This is a genomic window from Novipirellula artificiosorum (assembly GCF_007860135.1).
Lineage (GTDB): Bacteria > Planctomycetota > Planctomycetia > Pirellulales > Pirellulaceae > Novipirellula_A > Novipirellula_A artificiosorum.
In genome coordinates, this window is record NZ_SJPV01000031.1 from 1 (window position 1) to 22,004 (window position 22,004).

The window sequence follows — 22,004 nt, forward strand, 5'->3', positions numbered from 1 at the left end:
CGCAACTCGCGGACCTGCTGTCGCAGATCCGCGTTTTCTGATCGCAGGTCGCTAACTTCCTGCATCAGCTCCTCGACCAAGGTCGTCAGTGACCTTAGACGTTCATCAACCGACTGAGATTCTAAAATCGAAGCACTCATGCACCCCCAAATAGAGAATCCCGCCACTCACCGCCAGATCAACTCGCTCTCACCACAACTTCCGCGAATGCTTACCCATCAATTCACCTAAACCCAGGGAACTATTGCCATTGCGTGCAAAAGCAAATATGGTGTGAGCTGTCCATCATGCACGGCCGAGGCGTCAATGACAATTTCCACCTATATCGAAAGGGACATGGAGGCTCGCATTCGTTCGGGCGAGTTTTCTGATGTCATCACGATCAGTTCGATGGCTGAGCACTATAGCGTCAGCTTTTCACCGGTGCGGGTAGCGATTGTCATTGAAGTTGAACAGCCGCTGAGGCAGAGGCTCGATGTGCTTGACGGCATTGAACAAGTCGCAACGGCACTTGATTGGGAGACTACGCTGATTCCCGTGCCGGATTTCGGATTGTCAAGCCATCGCAGGTGGGCGTTTGACGGGATGGTTGGACGTATTGGCAAATCACTTGCGGCGAAAGCAAAGCGACGCAAAATTTCTGCAGTCAATGTGTGGCTCAATACCGACGCGAAAGGTCTGCCGGGCGTGTTTCCAGATTGGACTCAAGCCGGAAAAATGGCGGCACGGCACCTTGTCTCGCTTGGTTTCCGCAGGCTCGCTTATGTTGGATTCAAGGAAGATATTGGCGTTGTGATGCAGATTGAGGGATTCGATTCAATTGCACAAGACATGGCAGCTCACCGATCCGTTCACCTGCTCGAACGAAAGTACTCGATATCAGTCGACGCTTGGGAGTCCTTTTCTGAGGAGCTTGATCAGTTTGTTGACGCACTTGTGTCGAGCACAGGTGTTTGCGTATCTGATGATTTCCTTTCGCGTTTCATTATCGAACGTTGTGTTAAGCGTGGACTGCGCATTCCGCAGGATATTGCAATCGTGTCAATGGAGAACGAGCCTCTTGTGTGCGAGTTCCAGACACCGAGACTTTCGAGTATCGATGTGGGATACAAACAGGTTGGAATGCAAGCCGCACTGCGTCTTGAACGAATCATTAACGGGCAAGAGAACGAGGTCGATTCGATATGGCTGCCACCACGCGAGATTGTGGAGCGTCAATCCACTGATGCGTTCGGCGTGGACGATCCGTCGATCGAAGCCTGTTTGCGTTATATCGCAAAGCAAGCGCATCGTCAGATTTCGGTGGATGATGTTGCTCAACAGTCCGGTATGTCTCGGAGATCATTGGAGCGCCGCTTCAAGGAAGTTGTGTGTCATACCGTGGGAGAAGAGATCACAAGACGGCGATTAGAACTTGCCAAGCGCAAACTGTTCGATGTGCAACTTCCGATTAAATCGATTGCCCGACAAAGTGGCTTTCGTGACTCGAGTCAGTTGTGCGCCGTCTTTCAACGGGAATTGGGAATGAGTCCGGGTCAGTTCAGAAAGATTCACGCGGAGAACCATGAAGCCTAACGTTGCGTCGATGGATATGAGCGTTCGGCTGAACTCAGTTCTTCTCGTCGATTGGCAAGAATGCCTCGCGAATCCGTGGCTCACCACCAACGATGGGCAGACGAATCGATGTTTTGTCGAGATCGACTGTCAGCTCTGTTCCCGGCGCCGGGTGCAACGTGAAATCGCGATCGCTGGAAAAGATCATCAACCCAATCTGCTGGCCTCTGGCAATTACCTGATCGTCGGGTTCTAGGTCGAAAGAGAAATCGTAGAGCTTTCCAGGTTGAAGTGGCCTACTTTCAGTTAACGATTTGTGATTTTGTGGATCTGCCCATCCGCGTGTAATGATGTTGTCCGTGATTTTGGCATTCCTTCCCTCTGTCCAAGGCAAGGAGACGAGCCAAACTGATAGATTCGCAGCAGGTTTACTACTGGCGACTGGTACGGAAATTTTCGGTGTGCCCGAGAGGTGAATCGGCCGTTCCAGCTTTGGTGTGACGTAGATCAAACGGTGTTTCGTCCATTCTGCTTGTGCGAGTGCTGACCCACCAAATGAATAGTTGTCGATCAGTTGTTCGGTCCCTAAGTGTTCTCAATTGATGTTCAGGACATAGGCATGGTCGCAGGGACGTGTTTCCGGCAATGTGACATTTAAACCTTCCGCATCCCGTTTGAATTCGAGATTGCCGTCGTGTCCGAGCAGACGGACGGAAGTCACGTTCCGCGAATCCTTACCTTCCGCCAGCGATTTGATCTTCACCGTTCCGTCCTTGGGCCACGCCAGCACGATGGCGTAGAGCGTATCGCCCTTTGTGGTGAAGCGGATATCATCGGCGATAGCAGTCGGTTTAGATTTCACGGACTTGTCTTGCGTGGATTCTCTGGCATATTTTTTCCGCAAACGATCGGCTTCACTCTTTTGCGAGGTGGAAACCTCGCCGAAAACTTTCCAAGGACGGGTGCCATAGATCGCCTCGCCATTGATTTGCAGCCATTGGCCGATGGCCAGCAGCCTTGGGATCCCGCTTAATCTCTTCGGCAATGTCGCGGCTGGGCAGACATTTGACCCGGTAGCGCTGGTCGGAGAACATGCCGGCGTGGCGTTCGCGGTGCGAGGAGGGGGCATACTTCAGCCCCTTCGCGCGGACGGCTTTGCCCAAGTCGCCGATCAGGTCTCGCATCGGCCCGATCTTAGTGGCGCACCAATCCGTCCGGGTTGAATCGCCAAGTTGAAAACCGTCGTGATGCTCGCCAACGAGAACGACATACTTGGCTCCCGCTTTCTCAAACAAGTCCGCCCACGCAACTGGATCCCATTCCTCGGCCTTGAACATGGGGATCACATCCTTGTAGCCGAATTCCGGCGGCGTTTTGCCGAAGGTCTCTTTGAGTTTTGGATACGCCTTTTCAGGATTCTGATACGATCCCCACGGACTACTCCAGAAGGACTGTGGTCCCCAGTGGATAAAAATGCCGAATTTTGCGTCGTCAAACCATTGTGGGACCGGAGCTGTTTTCAACGAGTCCCACGAATAAGTGTACTTCTGGGCCTGGGTGGGCTCCGCTCCCGATGCCTCGGATTGGAAGGATCCGAAGATCAAAAATACACTCAAGCCCAATGCCGCACCGCACTTGGGAACATTTCGTTCTCTCTGATGCATTTCTAATTCCTTTTCTTTGTTGTCAAGTTTCATGTGTTGAGGTCAATCTACATCGGTAGTCGTCGAATTAGGATCTGTCTGACTTAGTTCATACCAGCATGACGAGACGTAGCAATCGATGGTGGTCTCGCCCCAATGACGGAGCTCCATCATGAAATCGAAATACGTCTCGAACGGGATGGCATCCAAGCCTCGGACACGCGTGTTGGTCGTATCGTCTTCCGTTCTGTTACCCCTTGCCATAAGGCTGCGAGAAGAACGGATAGGTGAAAGAAATCAGTATTTGACCGCCTCCGCCATTTGTAGCGTCTCGCCTCCATGAATCGTATAGGAAGCATCAGCCCGAGTGTCGAATCGGCAACGCTGATCACGATATCGCACAATACAGGATCTACCCAGCTTCGATCGGACGGTGGCCGTGACCAGGTCGCCTTGTTGCCAGACCAAGTCCACCTCGAAGCCGCCGCGGGCGCAGAGTCCTTTCACCTCGCCAGATGCCCAGGATTTCGGAATGGCGGGCAGCAGGTGCAACTCGCCAGCGTAAGATTGGAGCAACATTTCGGCGATGCCCGCAGTGGCGCCAAAGTTAGCATCGATTTGCATCGGCGGACAACTGCTGAACAGATTCGGATACACACCGCCGCGTCCGGCGCCTTCGCCGCGATCTTCGGGGCGGATGGGACGAAAGTTCAATAGGTACTGCACAATACGATTGGCCGTTTCGCCGTCGCGCATGCGTGCCAGGTAGGCGATCTTCCAGGCCGTGGACCAGCCGGTGCTGGCCAGACCACGGTGCTGCAACGTAACTCTTGCGGCTTCCATCAGAGCTGGTGTAGTGTCCGGGTTGATTTCGCAGCCCGGATACAGTCCATAAAGCTGAGACACGTGTCGGTGGCCGTCCTGAGGGTCATCCCAATCGTCCAACCATTCCTGAATTTGGCCGTACCTGCCGATTGGCGTGGGAGCGAGACGCGATCGAGCTTGCGTCACTTTGGCGGCGAACTCTGGGTCTACTCCCAACGCTTTGGCCGCCTCGGCACAGGCATCAAAATGCTCGCGCAGAATCTGGTTGTCCATCGTCGGCCCAGCACAGATGCTTGGTTGGAACGCCCATTCTTTGCCTTCAATTTTGTGGTGCCGATTCTCAGGTGAACCTGAAGGACACGTGACCAGATATTTTGATTCGGGATGCTCCTGCAAGGTATCCAGAAAGAACTGGGCGGAGCCTTTCATGACGGGATAGATCCGTTCTAGATACGTACGATCGCCGGTAAACAGGTATTGGTCCCACAGCGCATTGCACAACCACGCCCCGCCTGTCGGCCAAGTACTCCAGAAAGAGATTTTTCCGCCCAAGGGTGTGGCGAAACGCCACTGGTCGGTATTGAATCCAAACGTCCATCCGCGAGCCCCAAAGCTGTGCTTGGCGGTCCAGCCGCCGGTTTCGGCCAATTCGTTGGTAAATCGCTCAAGCGGTTCGATGCACTCAGATAGGTTGGCGACATTGGTTGGAAAGTAGTTCATCTCGAGATTGATGTTCGTTGTGTATTTCGAATCCCAAGCTGGATTGGCGTCGCCGCACCAGATCCCCTGGAGATTTGGTGGTTGCGTGCCAGGCCGAGAACTGCTGATCAGCAGATAACGGCCATATTGAAACAGCAACGTGGCCAAGGCCGGATCGTCACGACCTTCTTCCATCTTGGCCAAACGCTTATCGGTTGGCAGATCACTGGACGGTGATTGAGGCAAGGACAACGACACGCGGTTGAACAACCGTTGATGCTCTTTGGTGTGTGAGGATCGCAATGTCGAGAAGTCCTTCTGTGCGGCTTTCTTCAGCTGCCGGACAATGGTCGGTTGGGGATCGCCCGCGACATCCTTGAAACTCAGGAAATTCGTACCGGCGGCCAGCAGGAGTACTGCCGAATCCGCTCCTTCAACATGGACGCGATCGCCATCGGTGCGCATCGTGCCGCCAGCGGGAAGCACGTGAAGTCGCGTCTGGTACGAAATGGCACCACCGACGACCTTGCCCCGTAGCACCAATTCGCCATTTTGTCCTGCCTCGGTGCGGATATCTCCGATAACGCGACCCGTCTTGCCCTCGGCGGTGTCCACTCCGCCGCCACCGGTGAACGCTTTGCCGAAATCCAGAACACCCGCCAGATGCGTCGTGAAAGAAACGGCGCCTGGTTTGTCGCTCGACAGCTTCATGACCAGCACCTGGTCCACGGGACTGATGAACGTGTCACGACGGAACGTCACGTCTCCGACTTTGTATTTCACGTTGGAAATAGCAGTGTCAAGGGCGAGCTCACGCTGATAGTTTTTATGGTCCTCGTGGCCGGGGAACTCGATCCACAAATCACACATCGGCTGGTACTTTGAGTACCAGCCTGGGACCATTGCCTCGCCGAATAGGGCCTGGGCCTCACTCCATTTGTCTTGAAACACCAGCCTGCGAATTTCCGGCAATGCCTTGGGGCCGTCGCAACGGTACTCATCTTCTGTGCCGGTAGCGCCAGTCCAAATGCTCTCCTCGTTCAGTTGCAGACGCTCCTTTTCGGGGCCGCCGAACACCATCGCTCCCAGCCGACCATTTCCCAGCGGCAACGCCTCATTCCAGTTGGCGGCCGGTTGCTGATACCACAATCGCACGGAGCTAGGCGTCTGTTCGAGTGCCTTACGCAGTACAGCTTTCTTCGTACGTTGTCGTGATGGCTCTTTCGTCACTTGCGATGACTGGGCAACGTTTCTCGCCGGCGCTGGATTCTTTGGAACGAATGCGCTGAGTTCTCGCTTGGCCTTGGTGAATTCCGGTCGATTGGCCAGGTTGTCCCACTCCATGGGATCGTTGATGTGGTCGTAGAGTTCCTCTGTTCCGTCGCGGTAAGCAATGTAACGCCATCGCTTGGTTCGCACGGAGAATCCGCTCTCATTCGCCGTGATACTCGGTTGCTTTCGCTCGCGCGTCGGATCCTGAAGCTGGGGCACGAAGCTGGTTCCGCTCAATTCATGTCGTGCAGGTAGTCCACATGACTCTACTAAGGTCGGGTACATGTCGATTAGATTGACCGGCGTCTCACACCGCGTGCCGGATTGGATGCCTGGCCCCGAACAGACCAGCACACACCGAGCAGATTCTTCCCACAAAGTGAACTTGGAAAAACGGAACTTTTCCCCCTGGTGCAAGCCGTGATCGGACCAAAGCATGACAATCGTGTTGTCGCGATAGGGAGAGGCGTCCAGTGCATCGAGCAAGACGCCAACACACTCGTCGGCAAAATTGATATTGGCCAGATAAGCCTGCACGCCCTTGCGCCAAACCTGCTCGTCCTCGACGATCTGCTTGACAACCGGGGGAGCCCGATGGAATCGTGGTCCCAGATCTTCCAAATCATCCAACTTGATTTCGGGCAATGAAATCTTATCGAGTGGGAACTTGTCGTAGTACTCGCGCGGCGCGTGCAATGGCACATGTGGACGATAGAAGCCACAGGCCAAGAAGAATGGCTTGTCATGTTTCCGCTTGAGTCGTTCGGCCGCCCATTGGGCCATCTTCCAGTCGGTCATCTTTTCCTTGCCCACGTCCAAAGGCAGCCAGTCCTGCAGGTATTCGGCCACATTGCGGCGGCTGTTTTCGGGCACGCCCGGTGGTAGAGGATTTTTGAAATAGACGATATTCGACGGTTCCTCCCAATCCACCTTGCTCGTCCCGCTGTGCGTGATCTTGCCCACGCCCATCGTGTGATACCCGTGCTGCGAGAAATACTGCGGGATGGTCACGAGGTTCTTCAATTCGGGAAACCGCCGATACTCACCATTCAAATTGGAATACAACCCGGTGTCCGCAGGCCTGCGTCCGGTCATCATCGCCGAACGCGATGGTACGCACGCTGGTGCTGCGCACTGAGCATTGGTAAACACCATACCCCGTTGGGCAAGGCGATCGATATTGGGAGTCTTCGCATCAGGATACCCACCGAGGCAGCCGACCCAATCGTTCAGGTCATCGACGGCGACGAACAATACGTTCGGTTTAAGTTGTTCCGCGGAACTGAGCTTGTGCGCCCCAACCAAAAAAAAGGCACACAGCATTAAGCGAAAACAGCGTTGATTCCAGAGGCTCATCAATCTGCATCCAAAAGTTTCAGCAAGGTTGGCTCCATTCCCTTTTGCCAAGCCTCGTAGCCTATGATTCCGGGGTGCGTCCCATCCGGCATTAACTCGCGATTCAAAGTCCCTTGGTCATTTAAAAACCAATCGCTCAAGTCCAGGGACAAGACTCTTTTGTCTTAGCGTACTATCTCAAGAGCGAAGCCCTAAGCCCGCTGCATTTTGCTCATCCTCCAATCTTTGTTACTCGTCGGGGTGTGAGGGATAAGGATTATCTGTGTTGATGGGCAACGTTCTCTTGTCTCGCAAATGAATGCGCACTAGATTCTGTTCATAATGGTTGAGTCACTGTCGGTATCTACCGCTTCGAAGTTTGAGTCATTTGTTTGGGGACGCCCAAAGATTGCCAAGCAGCGTTTCCATCTCGGGATCGTGTCGTTTGAGTTGTTCTCGATTGAACGGAAAGAAATCGTTCGTTCCAAAAAACGCTTCGGATGATTCTGCAAAGTACTCTTTGTGGTTGTTCATCCCGTAGGCGCGTTCTGTTTTGCCATTGTTCCGCTCAACCGAATCGTAGCTGCCGCTGGCAACGGCTCGTTCGTAAGCCGCCTTGATGCGAGCGTGATCAAAGCTAAGCACTTGATGATGATAAGCGTGAGCGAGTTCGTGCAGGAGCATCATCGGCATACGCCTGCACTCTTTCTCGAAAATGTCGATATTCGTCAGTTCCACGCATTCGGCCAGTTCTGGGTGGCGCCCGACTTTTCGGAGCCAACCGTCATTAGGATGATATTCCGCAGTCGGTTTGACGCCCTCGTATTCGGGGGACAGCCAGATCGGCACACAGCGAATCCGTGATAGAGCGTTCGCAGGCACGACTGCGACGACTGTCTTGAGCTGTTGTTCCAACAACTCGATTGCTTTGCGCGTCTTGTCAGTTTGTTCACGCATCAATCGATCGCTGATGCGTACAGGGCAACCTTCGATCGTCCGAGTGCTATAACCGTCGACCGCCAATCTTGGATCGTCACTCTTGATCAACTCCGCATCCAATTGCTTGCGAAGTCGCTGTTTGGCTGATGCATAAGGTGGATCGTTCGCCACATTGTGCAACTGATCTGGGTCTTTGCTCAGGTCGTAGAGTTCCTCTTCGGGATGGGTGCCGAACGAAAGCTGTGCGAATGGCTTGACTTCATCCTGGCTGCGGTGGAGCCGCAAATACTGTTTGGCCGGTGACGGATCAATGTTGAAGGAGAAAGCACCTTCGTCCTTCGGCCATGCCATCGTTGCAAAATCGTATTCAGGGTTTTGTCCTTCGACTTCTCCAGTTGGCCAATCCTGTGGATTGGAATTGCGAATATAGAGAAAGTCTTTCGTGCGTATTGCCCGTGACGGATAGGAGTACACATGACGCTCCATCCCAGTCAGTGCAAACGTTCGTTCGGGATCAATCTGCCCGGAATCCCTAGACTCAAGAATCGGCATCAGGCCCCGTCCCGTCATTTGTTCGGGCGTTGCAATCCCAGCGGCATGAAGAAACGTCGGAGCCAGATCGCACAGATTTGTGAAGTCCGAAATCGTGCGGTTGCCACTGGTCTTTTCACCCCAACGAATCGCCAGAGGTACGCGTGTTCCTTGATCGTAAAGCGTCGCCTTGCATCGCGGAAAGGGCATCCCATTGTCGCCACTGACCACAATGATCGTGTTATCCAGTTCGCCGATCGATTCGAGCTTGGAGATGATCTGGCCGACTTCGCCATCGAACCGTTGGACTTCCCATAGGTAGTCCGCCACATCGCTGCGGACGGTTTCGTTGTCGGGCAAACAGGCGGGGACTCTTACCTCCGACAACTTCATGCCGCTCTTTACACCGATTCCCAATTCGTAAGGACGGTGCGGATCCTGACCTCCGTGCCAGTAGCAGAACGGCTCATCCGCTTTTCGTTCTTTGAGGAACTCGTCAAACGAACGGTATTTCTCGCCAAACGAATCGCGGTTGCGAAAAGTATGTTTGCTCGGCCAGACGCCTTTGCCAAATCGCCCAATGCGGTAGCCCGCGTCTTGCAGCATCTCGGTGTAGACCGGGTATTCTTCACGCAGCGATCCGCCAAGACTGTCGCCCTCGCGCAATCGCCAATGATGCTGACCGGCCAGGATGCTCAACCGGCTTGGCGTACACGATGGTGTGGAGACAAACGCGTTCTCAAACAAAACACCTTCTGAGGCCACGCGATCGAAATTCGGTGTCTTCACCACGGGGTCGCCAAGGATTCCCGCATGAGGCCACGACCAATCGTCTGCCATGCAGAATACAATGTTCGGACGGTGCGCCGACTGACCTGCCGTCGCCTGCGCATTGATCACGAACGTTTGACTTTGTTTGGTGACTTCGAAAACCTGGGTAAATCCGCCTGGGCTATGGATGCGGAAGCGATGGCCGAGCGTCGTGCCGCGCGTGGTGCTCTCGCCGGGAGCGATTCTACCGGCTGGTCTGTCTTCACCGTTCGGTTTGATCCAGAACAAATCGATTGGCTTGTCGGTTGAATTGCGAAACACGACTTGCGGACGTTTCGCTTTGGGTGCCTCGTACTTTGGAGGTGTCGGCAGAGTCGCCCACATTAGCTCGCGCAATTCTGCGACCCGCTCGCGATTCTCTTCCAACCCGGCGGTATTCGTGTTCTCTTGAGGATCCGCCTTGTGATCATATAACTCCGTGGCAACGACTTTCTGCGTCTCGCGATCTTGCCACTCGATGTATCGGTAGCGGTCCGTTCGCATCGAGTAACCCATGAGAAGATGACCGTTGTGCTTTCGCTGAAACTGACTGAACGCTGCCTGTTTCAATGATTGGTTGGGATCCGCGAGCAGTGGTGCCATGGACTGGCCTTCCAATGGCTTCGGAACGGGGAGCCCTGCCAGGTCGCAAAGCGTTGGATAAACATCAACGAGTTCCACGAGTGCACGGCATGACTGTCCGTTCGCCTCTGCCTTGGGGGATCGAATGATAAGCGGCACGCGGGCATCAATTTCGTGATTGGTTTGCTTGCACCAACTATTATGCTCGCCCAACTTCCAGCCGTGATCGCTCCACAGCACCACGATCGTGCTATCGGCAATCCCAAGTTGCTCTAGCTGCGTCAACAGCTTTCCTACCAGAGCGTCAATGAAACTGACCGACGCGAAGTAGCCGTGTTTGAGCCTTCGCTGCTGTGCTTCGGTTAGCGTGCCCTCATCCGGTGACGGCGTGCCGTTAAAATCGAAGTAGTCGCGAAGCTCATACATGGTGTTCATAGCGAACTCTGGAGCGTCCTTCGGTAAGAAAGGATTCTCAGCCAGCGGGATCGCATTCCTTTCGTAAAGCTCCCAGTATTTGCGGGGCACGACGAACGGAAGGTGAGGACGCACAAAGCCTGCCGCCAAAAAGAAAGGCTCCTCCTGTTCCGCCAATCGCTCCAGTGCCTCCATGGCTTGCTTGGCGATTGCGCCATCGATGTGTTCTTCATCGGGAGTGTCAACAATTTCGGTTGCTTGAGCACGCAGGCGGTCGATTCTGTCTTGCGGTAGCCCTACCGATTTTGATCTCACTCGATACTCAGCAAGTTTCCGCGTGGCGTTCTCTGACCAGAGCGAACTCTTCTTGGGCCACTCGTGTGGTCGGCTCCATGATTGATTATCCGGCCATGGATTGTGAAAGATCTTTCCGTAGGACTCTGTCTGGTAACCATGCTGCCTAAAGTGCTGTGGCAACGTGACAGCATTCGGGATCGTTTCGCGAAACCTTGTGACAAGATCCCAAACCCTGGTCGAATCCGGTCGCAGTCCCGTCATGATGCTGACACGTGATGGATTGCAAACAGCGAGCTGGCAGTAAGCGCGCTCGAACAACACTCCGGATTCTGCGAGTCTGTCGATGCTCGGAGACTGGATCACCTCCTCTCCGTAGCAACCAAGTTCCGTTCGCAGATCGTCGATCGCAATAAATAAAACGTTCGGTTTGTCACTCGCATGCAGCGATGAGCCCGCGGCAACAAATGCAAACATCGCGAGTGCGAGGGCTCTAGCGGGCTTCATTCTTTTGGATTGCATAGTCAGTGTTGTCTCGGGCCTGATCTCGGAAAGGTAATGCCACTCGCCGTTTGAAGACGTTAGCCGTTAGAGCAAGACCAACGGACGACCAAGCCATTGTCAAAACAATCGCAATGTGACTTCGATGTCGAATTGTAAATAACATTGTGGTCTCTGAAGACGGGCAAACATCAGTGAGCGTCAAAGGAGTTGTGGCCGTGAACAGACCTACAAGCTCAACCAGATGGGGAGCTAGCCAAGACCGAATATTCAAGCTCCCCTAAGCGAACCCGTATGCCATAGCTGATAACCCACGCATCATGAGTTCCATCGTACATGCTACTGATTTGTAAATCGCGACAATCCATTGTTGGATTGCGCAGCAAACTCCAGGGGAGGAATTCTAGAGTTTTTCGAAATCCAGATTCAGGAACTGCGGTCAGAAACAGTTTCATCAGACAGGAGTAGTGTCGTTGACGAACTTGCTCTCGCCCACTCGCTAGTTCCTGACGCAAATCCACAATTGATTGTCGCAAAATCAGAATTTGCCGAGACTTGACTTTATGGCCATGCCGAGCAGGAGGAGGACGCCAGCTTGGCCTTCCCGAACAGGTCCACGAAACGATACTCCAGCCGAATCATGCTTAAGGCTCAACACCTCCACCGAAACCTAACGGGAAATCATTTCATGATCATCATCAGAAAACCGACCTTCTTGATCGCGATGCTGTCGTTCGTATTGATTAGCATGGGAGAATCTCGTGCCGACTTGATTGTCACATGGACTGATACGGGCTCGAATCTGACTCTCTCGGTCACTGGAAGCTGGTCGCAATGGAATGCCTCAACTGCGCCAACGCAAACAAATACTTTGACGTTTCCTGGTGGTTCAGAATTTGATCTCAGTCGTGGCAATATCCCCAGCTCGCCTGGGGCGGGTGCATTTGCCTTCATTGACCAGAATGCCGGCGGCAGCGGAAGTATTTCAGGCCCGACAGTCAACTTTGGTACGTCACTGCCAGCGACCGGATACTTCCTCCGGCACACAAGTCTAGGCGGGTTCATGATCCTTGAGGCAGATACGCCAACGACGACCATTGATCCGTCTCGCCACCAATGAATCCGTAGTAGCGTTCAAATCCCATCCCGAGCGGCCAGCGATCAAACGGGCCAGTCGCCGTGTAGGCCGTATAAGGCGTCAGGTGCCACTTGCCGAAAGCCAGCGTGCTGTAGCCGTTTTGCTTGAGCACTTCCGAGATCGTCGCGGCACCCTTGGGGGCATTGAGCGGCAGTGCTGGTGAGAAGTCGGGCGTTGACTCTTTGTAGGAATTTCCAATCTTTCCGCCGAACTCCGGTGCAACCGGAGGAAGACTCGTTCGGTCCGGCGACTGTGCAACCAGCGGGCTGCAAATTAGCACAATCAAAAGCGAGTTTAGAAGTCGACGATGAAACATGATGAATTTCCTTTGTAAGGAAGTTGCTAGTTCTGATTGGGAAGTGGTCGAGTGCTTCAGCAATTTTTTGCTTTAGGGTTGCCCGTAGAGGACGAGGTGACGAGTCCCAACGATTCTTGGTGTGCCGGGACTCGTGACCTCGTCCAAGACCCGTTACATACGCTAAGACCCTGGCTTACGCAGCCCGATGATCGGCTGTCTGAATAGTCGTCGCAAAACCGGCCTCTCGCTCATCACCCCACGAGGCCGAGCACAGCACGGCTACGACTAGCAAGAATACATAGCGTTTCATCAAAACTCCCTGTCATTGAATTGAACACATAGCATCCTGCTCCTATTTGTATCGGTGGCTTCCAGCCGCCCATGTTCTTAACGGTGTGGTGGCTGGAAGCCACCAGTACGATTATTGAAGCACTGTCTAATCTGCCTCAGCAGTTCGCGACAATCGCTGTGCGATCTTCCTGAGCTTTAGGGCGACGAATAACATCACACCACCGACGACCAGAGCGATCGCGGCGATCAACCACGACACGGTAACAATGCCGGTGCTGGGCCAGATCAGCAGAATCAGTCCTGCGACGGCGAGCACTGCTCCAAGGATTCCAACGAATTTCCGCGCCTCTTTGTCCACTTCGCGACCGCGACTGGACAGGAAGATGCCGACGCCCTGCAGCAGTGCCCACAGGCCGACCAACAGCAGGAATAGACGCATACTCAGCCCGGTCCAGAACAGCAGCACCAGCCCCATCGCCAGACCAACAACGGCCAGCACCGGAGCCGTCCGAGCACTTTCGCTACGCCACGCCCCGATAGGGCCCACCACGCCATCGAACACCAGATAGGCGCCCAGCAGTTTCACCAGGATCGCGACTGTTTGTTGTGGCCAGAACAATGCAAACACAGCCAGTGCCAGCATGAGCACTCCCCGCACCAGGAACCACCACCAAAGTCCAGACAGTTTCCCGCTGACTCGAACTTTTGCTCCCGCAACGACTTTCTGAATCTTAGGTCTGTCATCCGACATCGTAGTACCCTGGTGTTAACGTTCGCTTAAGCTGACTTGGTGAAACTTCTGCCGCCGTCACTTGCTTGCCGCCTTCGCCGGGATCCGATCGACTGACCGAATCCCGGGAAGATTGATGCGGCGGCTTTAACGGTTCCTTGCAACAAGGAACTGCACTATCTAATTGCCAGACTTCTGTGGACTCATGACGGCTTCCATCACGCGATCGAGGTTGAAGCTTCCGGGCTTTTGACGCGGTGGAAATTCCTTGAAGCTCTGAAGCCACTGGCCTACATAGGCACCTGCTGGCGCGAATGCCCACATGTGGTCGACAAAGAAGCGGTCATAACCCATGGCATGTTCAGCCCGAGCGCGTTCGAATGGGTCTGCGCGCAGATCGCAAAGCACAGGTGCACGCAAGGCGGAAAACGGCTCGATCCAAACATCCAATCCGTGCGCCTTTTGCTCAAGGAACGTGATCTTGAATTTGCCGTAACGCAGCGCGGCGACACTTCCGTCATCTGTCCAGTAGATGAACTCCTTGCGTGGCCACTCGGCTTCGCCACGGAGGGCTGGACCTAAATCGTAGCCGTCCAGGTGAACTTTGTAGTTCCGATCGCCGATCGTACGGCCTTTCAAGAGGTCGTCTTTGGCAGTAGGATCGCCAGCGGCAGCAACGAGAGTTGTCATCATGTCTTCGTGTGCGCCGATGTCGTTGATGATCGTGCCGGGTTTGATTGTTCCAGGCCACTTGATCGCACAGGGGACGCGATAGCCGCCTTCCCACTGTGTGTTCTTTTCGCCGCGGAACATAGTAGTACCGCCATCAGGCCAAGTGAACGTTTCGGCTCCGTTGTCGGTCGAGTACATAACGATGGTGTTTTCATCTAGACCAAGCGCTTTGAGTTTGGCCAGTACTTGTCCAACGTGTCCGTCGTGCTCGACCATTCCGTCGGCGTAGATTCCCAAGCCGGTCTTGCCGTCAGACGCGGGTTTCAGGTGCGTGTTAATGTGCATCCGCGTGGAGTTCCACCACATGAAAAACGGCTTGTTCGCCTTTGCCGCACGCTCCATGAAATCGAGAGCCTTCACGGTCACTTCATCGTCGACCGTTTCCATTCGCTTTTTGGTCAATGGTCCCGTGTCTTCAATTCTGCCATCGGCAAAGCTGTGGATCACACCGCGCGGCCCAAACTTCTTCTTGAACTCGGGATCCTTCGGGTAGTCGGGAAGCTCTGGTTCTTCTTCCGCGTTCAAGTGATAAAGGTTGCCAAAGAACTCGTCGAATCCATGCTCGGTTGGAAGCATTTCATCACGATCGCCAAGGTGGTTTTTCCCGAATTGCCCAGTCATGTAGCCCTGAGCTTTGAGCAACGTTGCGATCGTTGGATCTTCCTTCTGCATGCCCTCTGGCGCGCCAGGCAACCCGACTTTTGTTAGCCCAGTTCGAATCGGCGATTGCCCCGTGATAAAAGCTGCTCGACCAGCGGTACAACTTTGTTGTCCGTACCAATCTGTGAAAAGAGCACCTTGCTGAGCGATGCTATCGATGTTGGGCGTTCGGTAGCCCATCATGCCAAGGTTGTACGAACTGATATTGAACTGGCCGATATCATCGCCCCAGATCACTAAGATGTTCGGTTTGTCCGCTGCGGTAGCTGGCACGGCCAACAGTCCGCATAGGAGTAGTGCTGCCAAGTCTCGAATTCTCATAGATGTGTTCCTTCGTAAAGAAAAGTTGAAAAGGTTTGAGTTTCTGGTAGAGCGACTGGATGCGCCGGAACTTGTGCGTGTCTACTTTTTGAAAACGGTGTTCCATTCTTTGGCCATGTCAACGACCACCCAACCTCGCTTGGGTGCGTCGGCAAGTGCATCGACCAATCGGCCGGAGCTCTTGGGATTGGCGTCGTAGGCGTACTCGCGCACGGCGTCCGTGTGATGCACGATCAATCCAAAGCTTGGAAGTGGGTTGCCTACCGTGGCATACTCAAGCATCGCTTTGTCACCATCGCTATTGCCGAACGACATCACTGGACGGCGACCGATGAATCGATGAATCCCAACGGGCTTCCCGCCTTTGTCGTCGATGAACAGATTGTCGAGCGTTTTGACTAGAACCGCTTTGCCGTCGCGGATTTCGAATACGGTTTTGCTGTTCGTTCCGACGACTTGTTGCGGTGGAATGCCGTAGACTTCTTCTGCCCAGACTCGCATAAAATCCTGACCGCCACCGGAGACGATAAACGTCTTGAAGCCATTGGCTCGCAGATAGGCGAGCACTTCCAGCATGGGCTGATAGACGCATTCGCTGTAGAGCTTGTTAAAGCGAGGGTGCTTGGCCGTCGCCACCCACTCAGCAACGCTCGCGTCATACTCTTCGGTTGTCATTCCCGCGTGCGTGATCGCTGCGAGCTGCAGCAGCCCCTTGTGCCGTCGGCTAGCAGTGTTCCGAAGTCGCCCTTGAGTCCAGCCTGAACCATGGGATCGTCTTTGAGCTTCGGATTGGCTGCGACCTTCTCTTTGACAGCATCCATCGTATATGCCAACTGAAACGGCATCGGATTTTCGCACCACAGGCAGCCATCGTTATCAAACGTTGCAATCCTGTCAGCTTCCTCGATGAACTTCGGCGAACCATCCATGGTCAAGCTTTCCACGAACTCGATGATTGCTGTCTTCGCCGGACCATCATTCCAACTGGGCAAAGGATCAGCGGCGGTCAGGTAGCCAGGTATGGCGCACAGCAAAATCAGGACTGGGTTCAAAAAGGCGAGCATTTTCATCGGTGAAGAAATCGAGATAAGGTTCATGCATGTTTCCAACAGAAAAGTTTCGAGATATGACTAGACTCAGTTTTGGAACAGCTGCAGAAGTATAGTCGAAGCGTGACTTGGGCAAAACTGTCGAGCGAATGACGCGATATTCCCAGCGGACGCCCCACCGACAGAAGTCATGAAGAGCCATGTGATCGTAAGCTCGACTTTTTAGCGATGGCGATATCGAAGAAATACTGCGCAAACAACGCGAGTTTCGGCTCAACTGCTCCGCGGCCAGTGGAGAGCACTTATGCGGCAGCGTAGCACGTCCCAAGGTAAAAACGAAACTCGCGGTGTAAAAGTCCGACGGTTTCAAATCCTACGAAACGATCGAAATCGTCCTTTGTTATCAACTCGAAGAGTTTCCTGAGCCATCACTCAACCAACTTTCATGATGTGCGTCGACCAGGGCCTCAGGAAGCTGGTCCAAGAAAGGTTCTGACAGCTCCCCCTACTTTCGCAGGTGGCGGTTGAGGAATTCGACGACCTTCTCCCGATTCTTGCCTTCAAAGAAGGGGCCGCGGCCGTGACCGGCGCCAGGGAGCGTGATGAGGGTCGCTTCGAGGCCGGCCTTGCCGTATTCCTCCACAATCCGCTCGGACTGATCCAGGTAGACGGTCGTATCCTTGTCACCGTGCAGTGCCAGCAAGGGCGGGTCGTCCTTGCTGACGTGAAATACCGGGCTGGCGAGCCGCGCGAGGTCCGTTTTTTCGCTGGCCTTGCCACCGAGCAGGTGAAAGACGCCGCCGCCCTCTTGCTCGGTCTTTTTGGGCTGATTTTTGGATCGGAGAATGAAGTCTGTTGGGCCGTAGAAGTCCACAACGGCATGAACGCGTGAACTTTGATCCGGATTTCCGCCGGTATCGCCCTCCAAAGCCTCCATGCCTCCGGAGACCCCGAGCAGCGAGGCCAGATGACCTCCCGCAGACGTGCCAACCACGCCGATCCGAGTGGCATCGTAGCCGTAGTCTTTTGCATGGGCTCGGAGCCAGCGTACGGCACCCTTCACGTCGTGGATCTGCGCCGGGAAAATGGCTTTCTGACTCAGTCGGTAGCCGACGCTGGCCACGGCGAACCCGTGCTCGGTCAGCCAGGTGATTTTGCAGTCCCGGTAGCTGTTCTTGTTCCACCCGCCGCCGTGGATAAATACAACGAGTGGCGGATTCTTTGACTGTTCTGGAAGGAACAAGTTAAGTTGCAGTTCGTGAGATTCTGGAGTCGCGAAGACAACGTCACGAACTGGAGGTGCCGTCTCCGCCGATTTCGCGGAAGTGTGAAGAAAGAACGGAAATATGACGGTGAGTCCGAGACACACATCGGAGAAAAAGCGACTTCGTCTCATGGTTACTCCAATTCGGCAGTTGAAGGAAGTGGTTCGTTCCATGCAGCGGCAGGGGATCGACTCTCTCCGTGCCTCACCGACGGCAACGGGCCGCTCGCTGTGGCAGCGAAGCTCTCAGCCAGATGCTCTGGGGCGCGGGCTGCGCGCCGACTCACCCGGCTCTCGATACGTTACCCAATGTTGGCAGAGAATATCAAGCATCCTGTGACGTCTGCGGACTGGATTCTGACGCTGCTCAAAAGGTGATAGAAGTCCCAGATAAGAAGCTACGATCATCTGGAAACCGCGTTGAATGATGTACCTGGCAGCAATCCTTGGGGATGAGTGGGACGGGTCAGTGGGCGAACGCTGTGGTCGTCAAGTTGCTATTGAAGGCCGTCGTATTAAGAAAGAAACGTGAGTGTCATGAAAATTCTCTGGTTGGCATTGTCAGTTGCAATCTCGGCTTCCAGTTCCGCCCTATCTGCGGAACACCCAAACGCTCCCGTATTGAAACCCGGCACAGGATTTCTAGGTCCCATTCCTCCATCCGCAACAGACAGCCAGGGCGACACTCTTGGCGCAGGCTACGAGCCCATCGCTCGCTGGTGATACCAACGATCAAGCGTATTGCCGGCGTTCCCCGTGTAACCCTCGTAGTCCTGCCGGGTCGGTTTCCATTGTTCGACCGGCGTGGTGCAAGCCAACATGATTTCGTCACACGGTAAATCCGCGAGCGAAACGCTCTTGCCCGACGCATCTTTCCAGCCGTCGATGACGATTTCATCGTCGTAAGATTCACCAATGTTCAAGTTGTCGTAGTCGACCGGGTCACTTCGATAGCTTCTTCGCCCATACCCAAATGTCTCATCGTCCGCATACTGGCACAGGTGCCGCGAGACTTGACCGAAGTGCAGTCGGCATCCCAGTTGTTCCGATGCCAAGCGGACTTGCTCGGCAATTTCTCGGTCGGCACCCTTCAACAAGTTCGGCTTCAAACCTGCCGCTGTGTAGTGATGATCGAGCGGGAAGACGATCGGTTTTTGCGGGTGAGCCGCCAGACGATCCGAAAGCGCATCCACAACAACCGGATCAGCCGTATCGCTGGGCTTGCGTTTGCGTTTTCCGGACGGCTTAACAATCAAGTTGAATGCCAGACAAACGCGGACACCGCTTTCGACTCGCTCGACTTCGTGCTCGCAATCGGCGTAGAACGCGACGTACTCGGCGGCTTGCTCCAGCCGCGCTTGGCCAAAATCGAACCGTCGCGGTCGGTCCTTTTCCCAAACAAGCAGTGAGCCTCGTTTGAATTTCGACGGCAACACCACGATCAGGGATCCGACCATGCCTTTGCGCTTTTCGCTGTCACGATGCTTCCTGAATCGACCGCCGGTGGGATAGATCAGCAACTTGTAAAGTTCCGCTTTTAGCCGTCCCGGCGGCAAACCGAGCCCGCATTCGATCACCGGCAATTGGTCGTCGATCGCACCTTGCAATGCTGCGGATAATTCGACTTTCGCGGAGTCAATTTCAAGTGAATTGCGGACGGCCGGGTCGGTCAGTGTCTCAGTCCGTTTACCGTAGGGAGCCGGCTTGGCAACATCGCTAAGCTCACGAACATGCTTCGCACGCATCGGCAAAGGTAGAGTTCCAGCACCAGCGATCGTGATCTCGAAGTCGTCTGCCTCGATCCTTCCCGAGCAACAGGCCGCCGATTTTCCGCACGCACCAATCGCGACGGCTAGTTTTTCGAGCGTTGATTGGCTGGAATTTGCCGTCTTCTTGCGAGCCATGGTGGTTTGATTCCGCTGCGATCGTGGATGAGGTTTCCAGGATGCCGATCGACCAAAAGCGTGATGGCATCTTGAGGAACGTGATCGGGGGAATTCTATTCTTTGATTGGCTCATGTCCAATGAGCAATCACGACAGAACACTTCTCCCCCGCCAGAAATCCCCATGAATGACGTTCGAAACTTATTTGGTGCCGAGTTCTCCGCTACGCACCGGGCAACTCTTCAGCAAACGAAAATTGACGAACGGTTGCCGGGGCCTTTGCTGACGAGTATTGACACCCTGATCGCAGCAATTGGAACGGGAATTCAAACGACAAACGCATACTTTGCCTTGCCCCAGCGAGTGCTTGCGGAACTCAACGAGTCCATGGTTGAACCGATGCCGCATGACCTGAAGCGTCCGCAACTGCGTTCGTTTCCGACCTTGATGGGGCTGTTCATGTTGCTGCGTGGTACCGGCTTGGCGGTGGGCGAGACCAAACCCAAACGGGCCGTCCTGATTGATCCGGCGGCGGTGGAGCAGTGGCAATCTCTCAATCCCACCGAACGTTTCTTCAACCTCATGGGGTGTTGCTTGTACGATGCGTCATGGGATTGCGTCGGCGTGCGAAGCCGTGGGGACAGTGGCTTGCTGAGCGAAATTCGAAACGTGTACCTACGTTTGCACGAGCAAGTCACCGAGCTAAACGACGATCGTTTCGGAATCGTCTACGGCGTTGAAAATTCAGTCGCCCTTTGTTTGTTGCATCAATTTGGATGGCTGCGGCTGGACTATGACGCACAACCGAAACCCGGAAAGGCGGCGAACGTACGTCGGATCGAACGCACGGAATTCGGCAATGCCATGTTCGTTGCGACTTGCCAACTCGGGGCGCACGAAGAGGAGACGACCGTTGCATTGCAGGCAAAGCTGCAACCGATCTTTCCCGCCTGGACAAAAACACTCACGCGATCCGAACCAGAGTTTCGCGAAGGCCAACACACCTTCAAAGTGTCGCTTGGCAAAATTTGGCGACGTATCGCAGCGCCAGCGGATGCGGTTCTCGAAGATCTGGCCGATGCCATTCTGGCGGCTTTTGGTTTTGATTCCGATCACCTGTATCAGTTTGAGTTGCGAGACATGACGGGCAGTTCGATCAACATCGTCGGTCCTCACTTAGACGATGCCGCGCACTTCGCCGATGAAATGCGAATCGGTGAAGTGCCGTTGGCGATAGGTGACTCGATGGTTTTCCACTACGACTTCGGCGACGACTGGCGTTTCAAAGTGACTCTCGAATCAATCCAAGAGGGCGACGCGAGCGCATTTAAACTCACCGCCACGTCCGGCCAATCACCTGAGCAATACGATCGTGACGAATGGTAAAGATTCGCTACAAGGACGAAACGAACGAGGACGCACACGATGGGATCGTCTTGTTGGCATCACCTTTCACGACACCGGCATGCAAAGCCTGACCGCCGGAAACATCGAGGTGCTCGCATGAATTCCAAGCTCACCGTCAACCGCTCCTTCCACGTTCAAACTCGCCGCAACGGCAGCAAGTCGCTCGCCGAGGGCAAAGCCCCCACCAAACCGCAAGGCCGCGTCCCCCGCATCACGCGATTGCTCGCTCTGGCCCACCGCTGCCGCGACCTCGTCCGCGACGGCGTCATCATCAACCAAAGTGAACTGGCCCACTACGGCCAAATCTCCACGACCCGCATGTCTCAAATCATGTGGCTCGACAACCTGGCCCCAGAAATTCAAGAGCAGATCCTCGACTTGCCACGAACGATCCGGGGCCACGAACGATCCGGGGCCACGAACGATCCGGGGCCACGAACGATCCAGGGCCGTGACGCAATCCTGGAACGCGAAGTCCGGCCGATTGCGAAGACGCTCGACTGGGACGACCAAAGAAAGATGTGGGCGGATCTTCTGCATCGGTCACAAGCATCATCGCCAACCAAGCAGATTTGAAGTCGAAATCTAACTGCGCCCAACCAATTCCCTCGAACGCCGCCACGTTCGCCACACGCCGCGGCGTTTGCTTGTTCGGACGCCGTTGCCGACCAATTCCAACGGACGCGACACACGCCAATTGTCGGCCATTTTGAGCATCGAAGGAAACATGCCGAAAGTTTGCGGTGGGCGGTGTGAATCGACTTGCTCCATCCCCCGATTCATGGCTCAATAAATGTCGTCCCAAACCGTTTTGCATCACCTCAAACGGA

17 protein-coding genes are annotated in these 22,004 nt (G+C 54.5%); 5 read left to right on the top strand and 12 right to left on the bottom strand.

Annotated features, from left to right (window positions below; genetic code table 11):
- The first annotated feature begins 306 nt into the window (after positions 1-306).
- Entirely contained in the window at positions 307-1,575 is a 1,269-nt protein-coding gene (locus Poly41_RS32610; RefSeq protein WP_146531567.1) for an AraC family transcriptional regulator, read from the top strand.
- A gap of 34 nt (positions 1,576-1,609) precedes the next feature.
- On the opposite strand, the gene Poly41_RS32615 is transcribed toward Poly41_RS32610, so the two are convergent.
- From Poly41_RS32615 to Poly41_RS32635, 5 genes are all read right to left on the bottom strand, one after another.
- Positions 1,610-2,065, bottom strand: a complete 456-nt coding sequence (locus Poly41_RS32615; protein WP_390621518.1) for a CocE/NonD family hydrolase C-terminal non-catalytic domain-containing protein — start codon at positions 2,063-2,065, stop codon at positions 1,610-1,612.
- A gap of 84 nt (positions 2,066-2,149) precedes the next feature.
- A complete protein-coding gene (locus Poly41_RS34635; protein ID WP_197231953.1) occupies positions 2,150-2,416 on the bottom strand; it encodes an alpha-L-fucosidase C-terminal domain-containing protein in 267 nt (88 codons plus the stop codon).
- Between the two features lie 52 nt (positions 2,417-2,468).
- Positions 2,469-3,251, bottom strand: a complete 783-nt coding sequence (locus tag Poly41_RS32625) for an alpha-L-fucosidase (protein ID WP_146531569.1) — start codon at positions 3,249-3,251, stop codon at positions 2,469-2,471.
- A 243-nt stretch (positions 3,252-3,494) separates the two neighbouring features.
- Entirely contained in the window at positions 3,495-7,349 is a 3,855-nt protein-coding gene (locus Poly41_RS32630; RefSeq protein ID WP_146531570.1) for a glycosyl hydrolase family 95 catalytic domain-containing protein, read from the bottom strand.
- A 363-nt stretch (positions 7,350-7,712) separates the two neighbouring features.
- Positions 7,713-11,405 carry a sulfatase-like hydrolase/transferase gene (locus tag Poly41_RS32635; protein WP_146531571.1) on the bottom strand — a complete coding sequence of 1,231 codons (3,693 nt, stop codon included), beginning with the start codon at positions 11,403-11,405 and terminating at the stop codon, positions 7,713-7,715.
- A gap of 682 nt (positions 11,406-12,087) precedes the next feature.
- Between Poly41_RS32635 and Poly41_RS32640 the strand changes: the two genes are divergently transcribed.
- Positions 12,088-12,519, top strand: a complete 432-nt coding sequence (locus tag Poly41_RS32640) for a hypothetical protein (protein ID WP_146531572.1) — start codon at positions 12,088-12,090, stop codon at positions 12,517-12,519.
- On the opposite strand, the gene Poly41_RS35570 is transcribed toward Poly41_RS32640, so the two are convergent.
- The 7 genes from Poly41_RS35570 to Poly41_RS32670 form a co-directional block, all read right to left on the bottom strand.
- Positions 12,461-12,853, bottom strand: coding sequence for a sulfatase-like hydrolase/transferase (locus tag Poly41_RS35570; protein ID WP_146531573.1), 393 nt, complete (start codon positions 12,851-12,853; stop codon positions 12,461-12,463). The genes Poly41_RS32640 and Poly41_RS35570 overlap by 59 nt on opposite strands.
- Before the next feature lie 418 nt (positions 12,854-13,271).
- Complete coding sequence (locus Poly41_RS32650) at positions 13,272-13,877, bottom strand: HdeD family acid-resistance protein (RefSeq protein WP_146531574.1); 606 nt, start codon at positions 13,875-13,877, stop codon at positions 13,272-13,274.
- 159 nt (positions 13,878-14,036) lie between these two features.
- Complete coding sequence (locus Poly41_RS32655; RefSeq protein WP_146531575.1) at positions 14,037-15,569, bottom strand: arylsulfatase; 1,533 nt, start codon at positions 15,567-15,569, stop codon at positions 14,037-14,039.
- Positions 15,570-15,650: 81 nt separating this feature from the next.
- Entirely contained in the window at positions 15,651-16,277 is a 627-nt protein-coding gene (locus Poly41_RS35330) for an HAD family hydrolase (protein WP_231616137.1), read from the bottom strand.
- A complete protein-coding gene (locus Poly41_RS35335) occupies positions 16,241-16,666 on the bottom strand; it encodes a hypothetical protein (protein ID WP_231616138.1) in 426 nt (141 codons plus the stop codon). The genes Poly41_RS35330 and Poly41_RS35335 overlap by 37 nt, the downstream gene beginning before the upstream one ends.
- A 457-nt stretch (positions 16,667-17,123) precedes the next feature.
- Positions 17,124-17,861 carry an alpha/beta hydrolase gene (locus tag Poly41_RS32665; RefSeq protein WP_231616132.1) on the bottom strand — a complete coding sequence of 246 codons (738 nt, stop codon included), beginning with the start codon at positions 17,859-17,861 and terminating at the stop codon, positions 17,124-17,126.
- Between the two features lie 719 nt (positions 17,862-18,580).
- The gene (locus Poly41_RS32670; protein ID WP_146531577.1) at positions 18,581-19,786 is read right to left on the bottom strand and encodes a 2OG-Fe(II) oxygenase; all 1,206 of its coding nucleotides are present in this window, start codon (positions 19,784-19,786) and stop codon (positions 18,581-18,583) included.
- A gap of 164 nt (positions 19,787-19,950) precedes the next feature.
- On the opposite strand from Poly41_RS32670, the gene Poly41_RS32675 reads away from it, so the two are divergent.
- From Poly41_RS32675 to Poly41_RS32680, 3 genes are read left to right on the top strand one after another with little or no spacing between them, the layout of a single operon-like run.
- The gene (locus Poly41_RS32675; RefSeq protein ID WP_197231956.1) at positions 19,951-21,153 is read left to right on the top strand and encodes an IS1096 element passenger TnpR family protein; all 1,203 of its coding nucleotides are present in this window, start codon (positions 19,951-19,953) and stop codon (positions 21,151-21,153) included.
- Positions 21,140-21,274: a hypothetical protein gene (locus Poly41_RS35495; protein ID WP_261344935.1), complete on the top strand. Its 135-nt coding sequence runs from the start codon at positions 21,140-21,142 to the stop codon at positions 21,272-21,274. The genes Poly41_RS32675 and Poly41_RS35495 overlap by 14 nt, the downstream gene beginning before the upstream one ends.
- Positions 21,271-21,750: a hypothetical protein gene (locus tag Poly41_RS32680; RefSeq protein WP_146531579.1), complete on the top strand. Its 480-nt coding sequence runs from the start codon at positions 21,271-21,273 to the stop codon at positions 21,748-21,750. Before Poly41_RS35495 ends, Poly41_RS32680 begins: the two co-directional genes overlap by 4 nt.
- Positions 21,751-22,004: the final 254 nt, after the last annotated feature.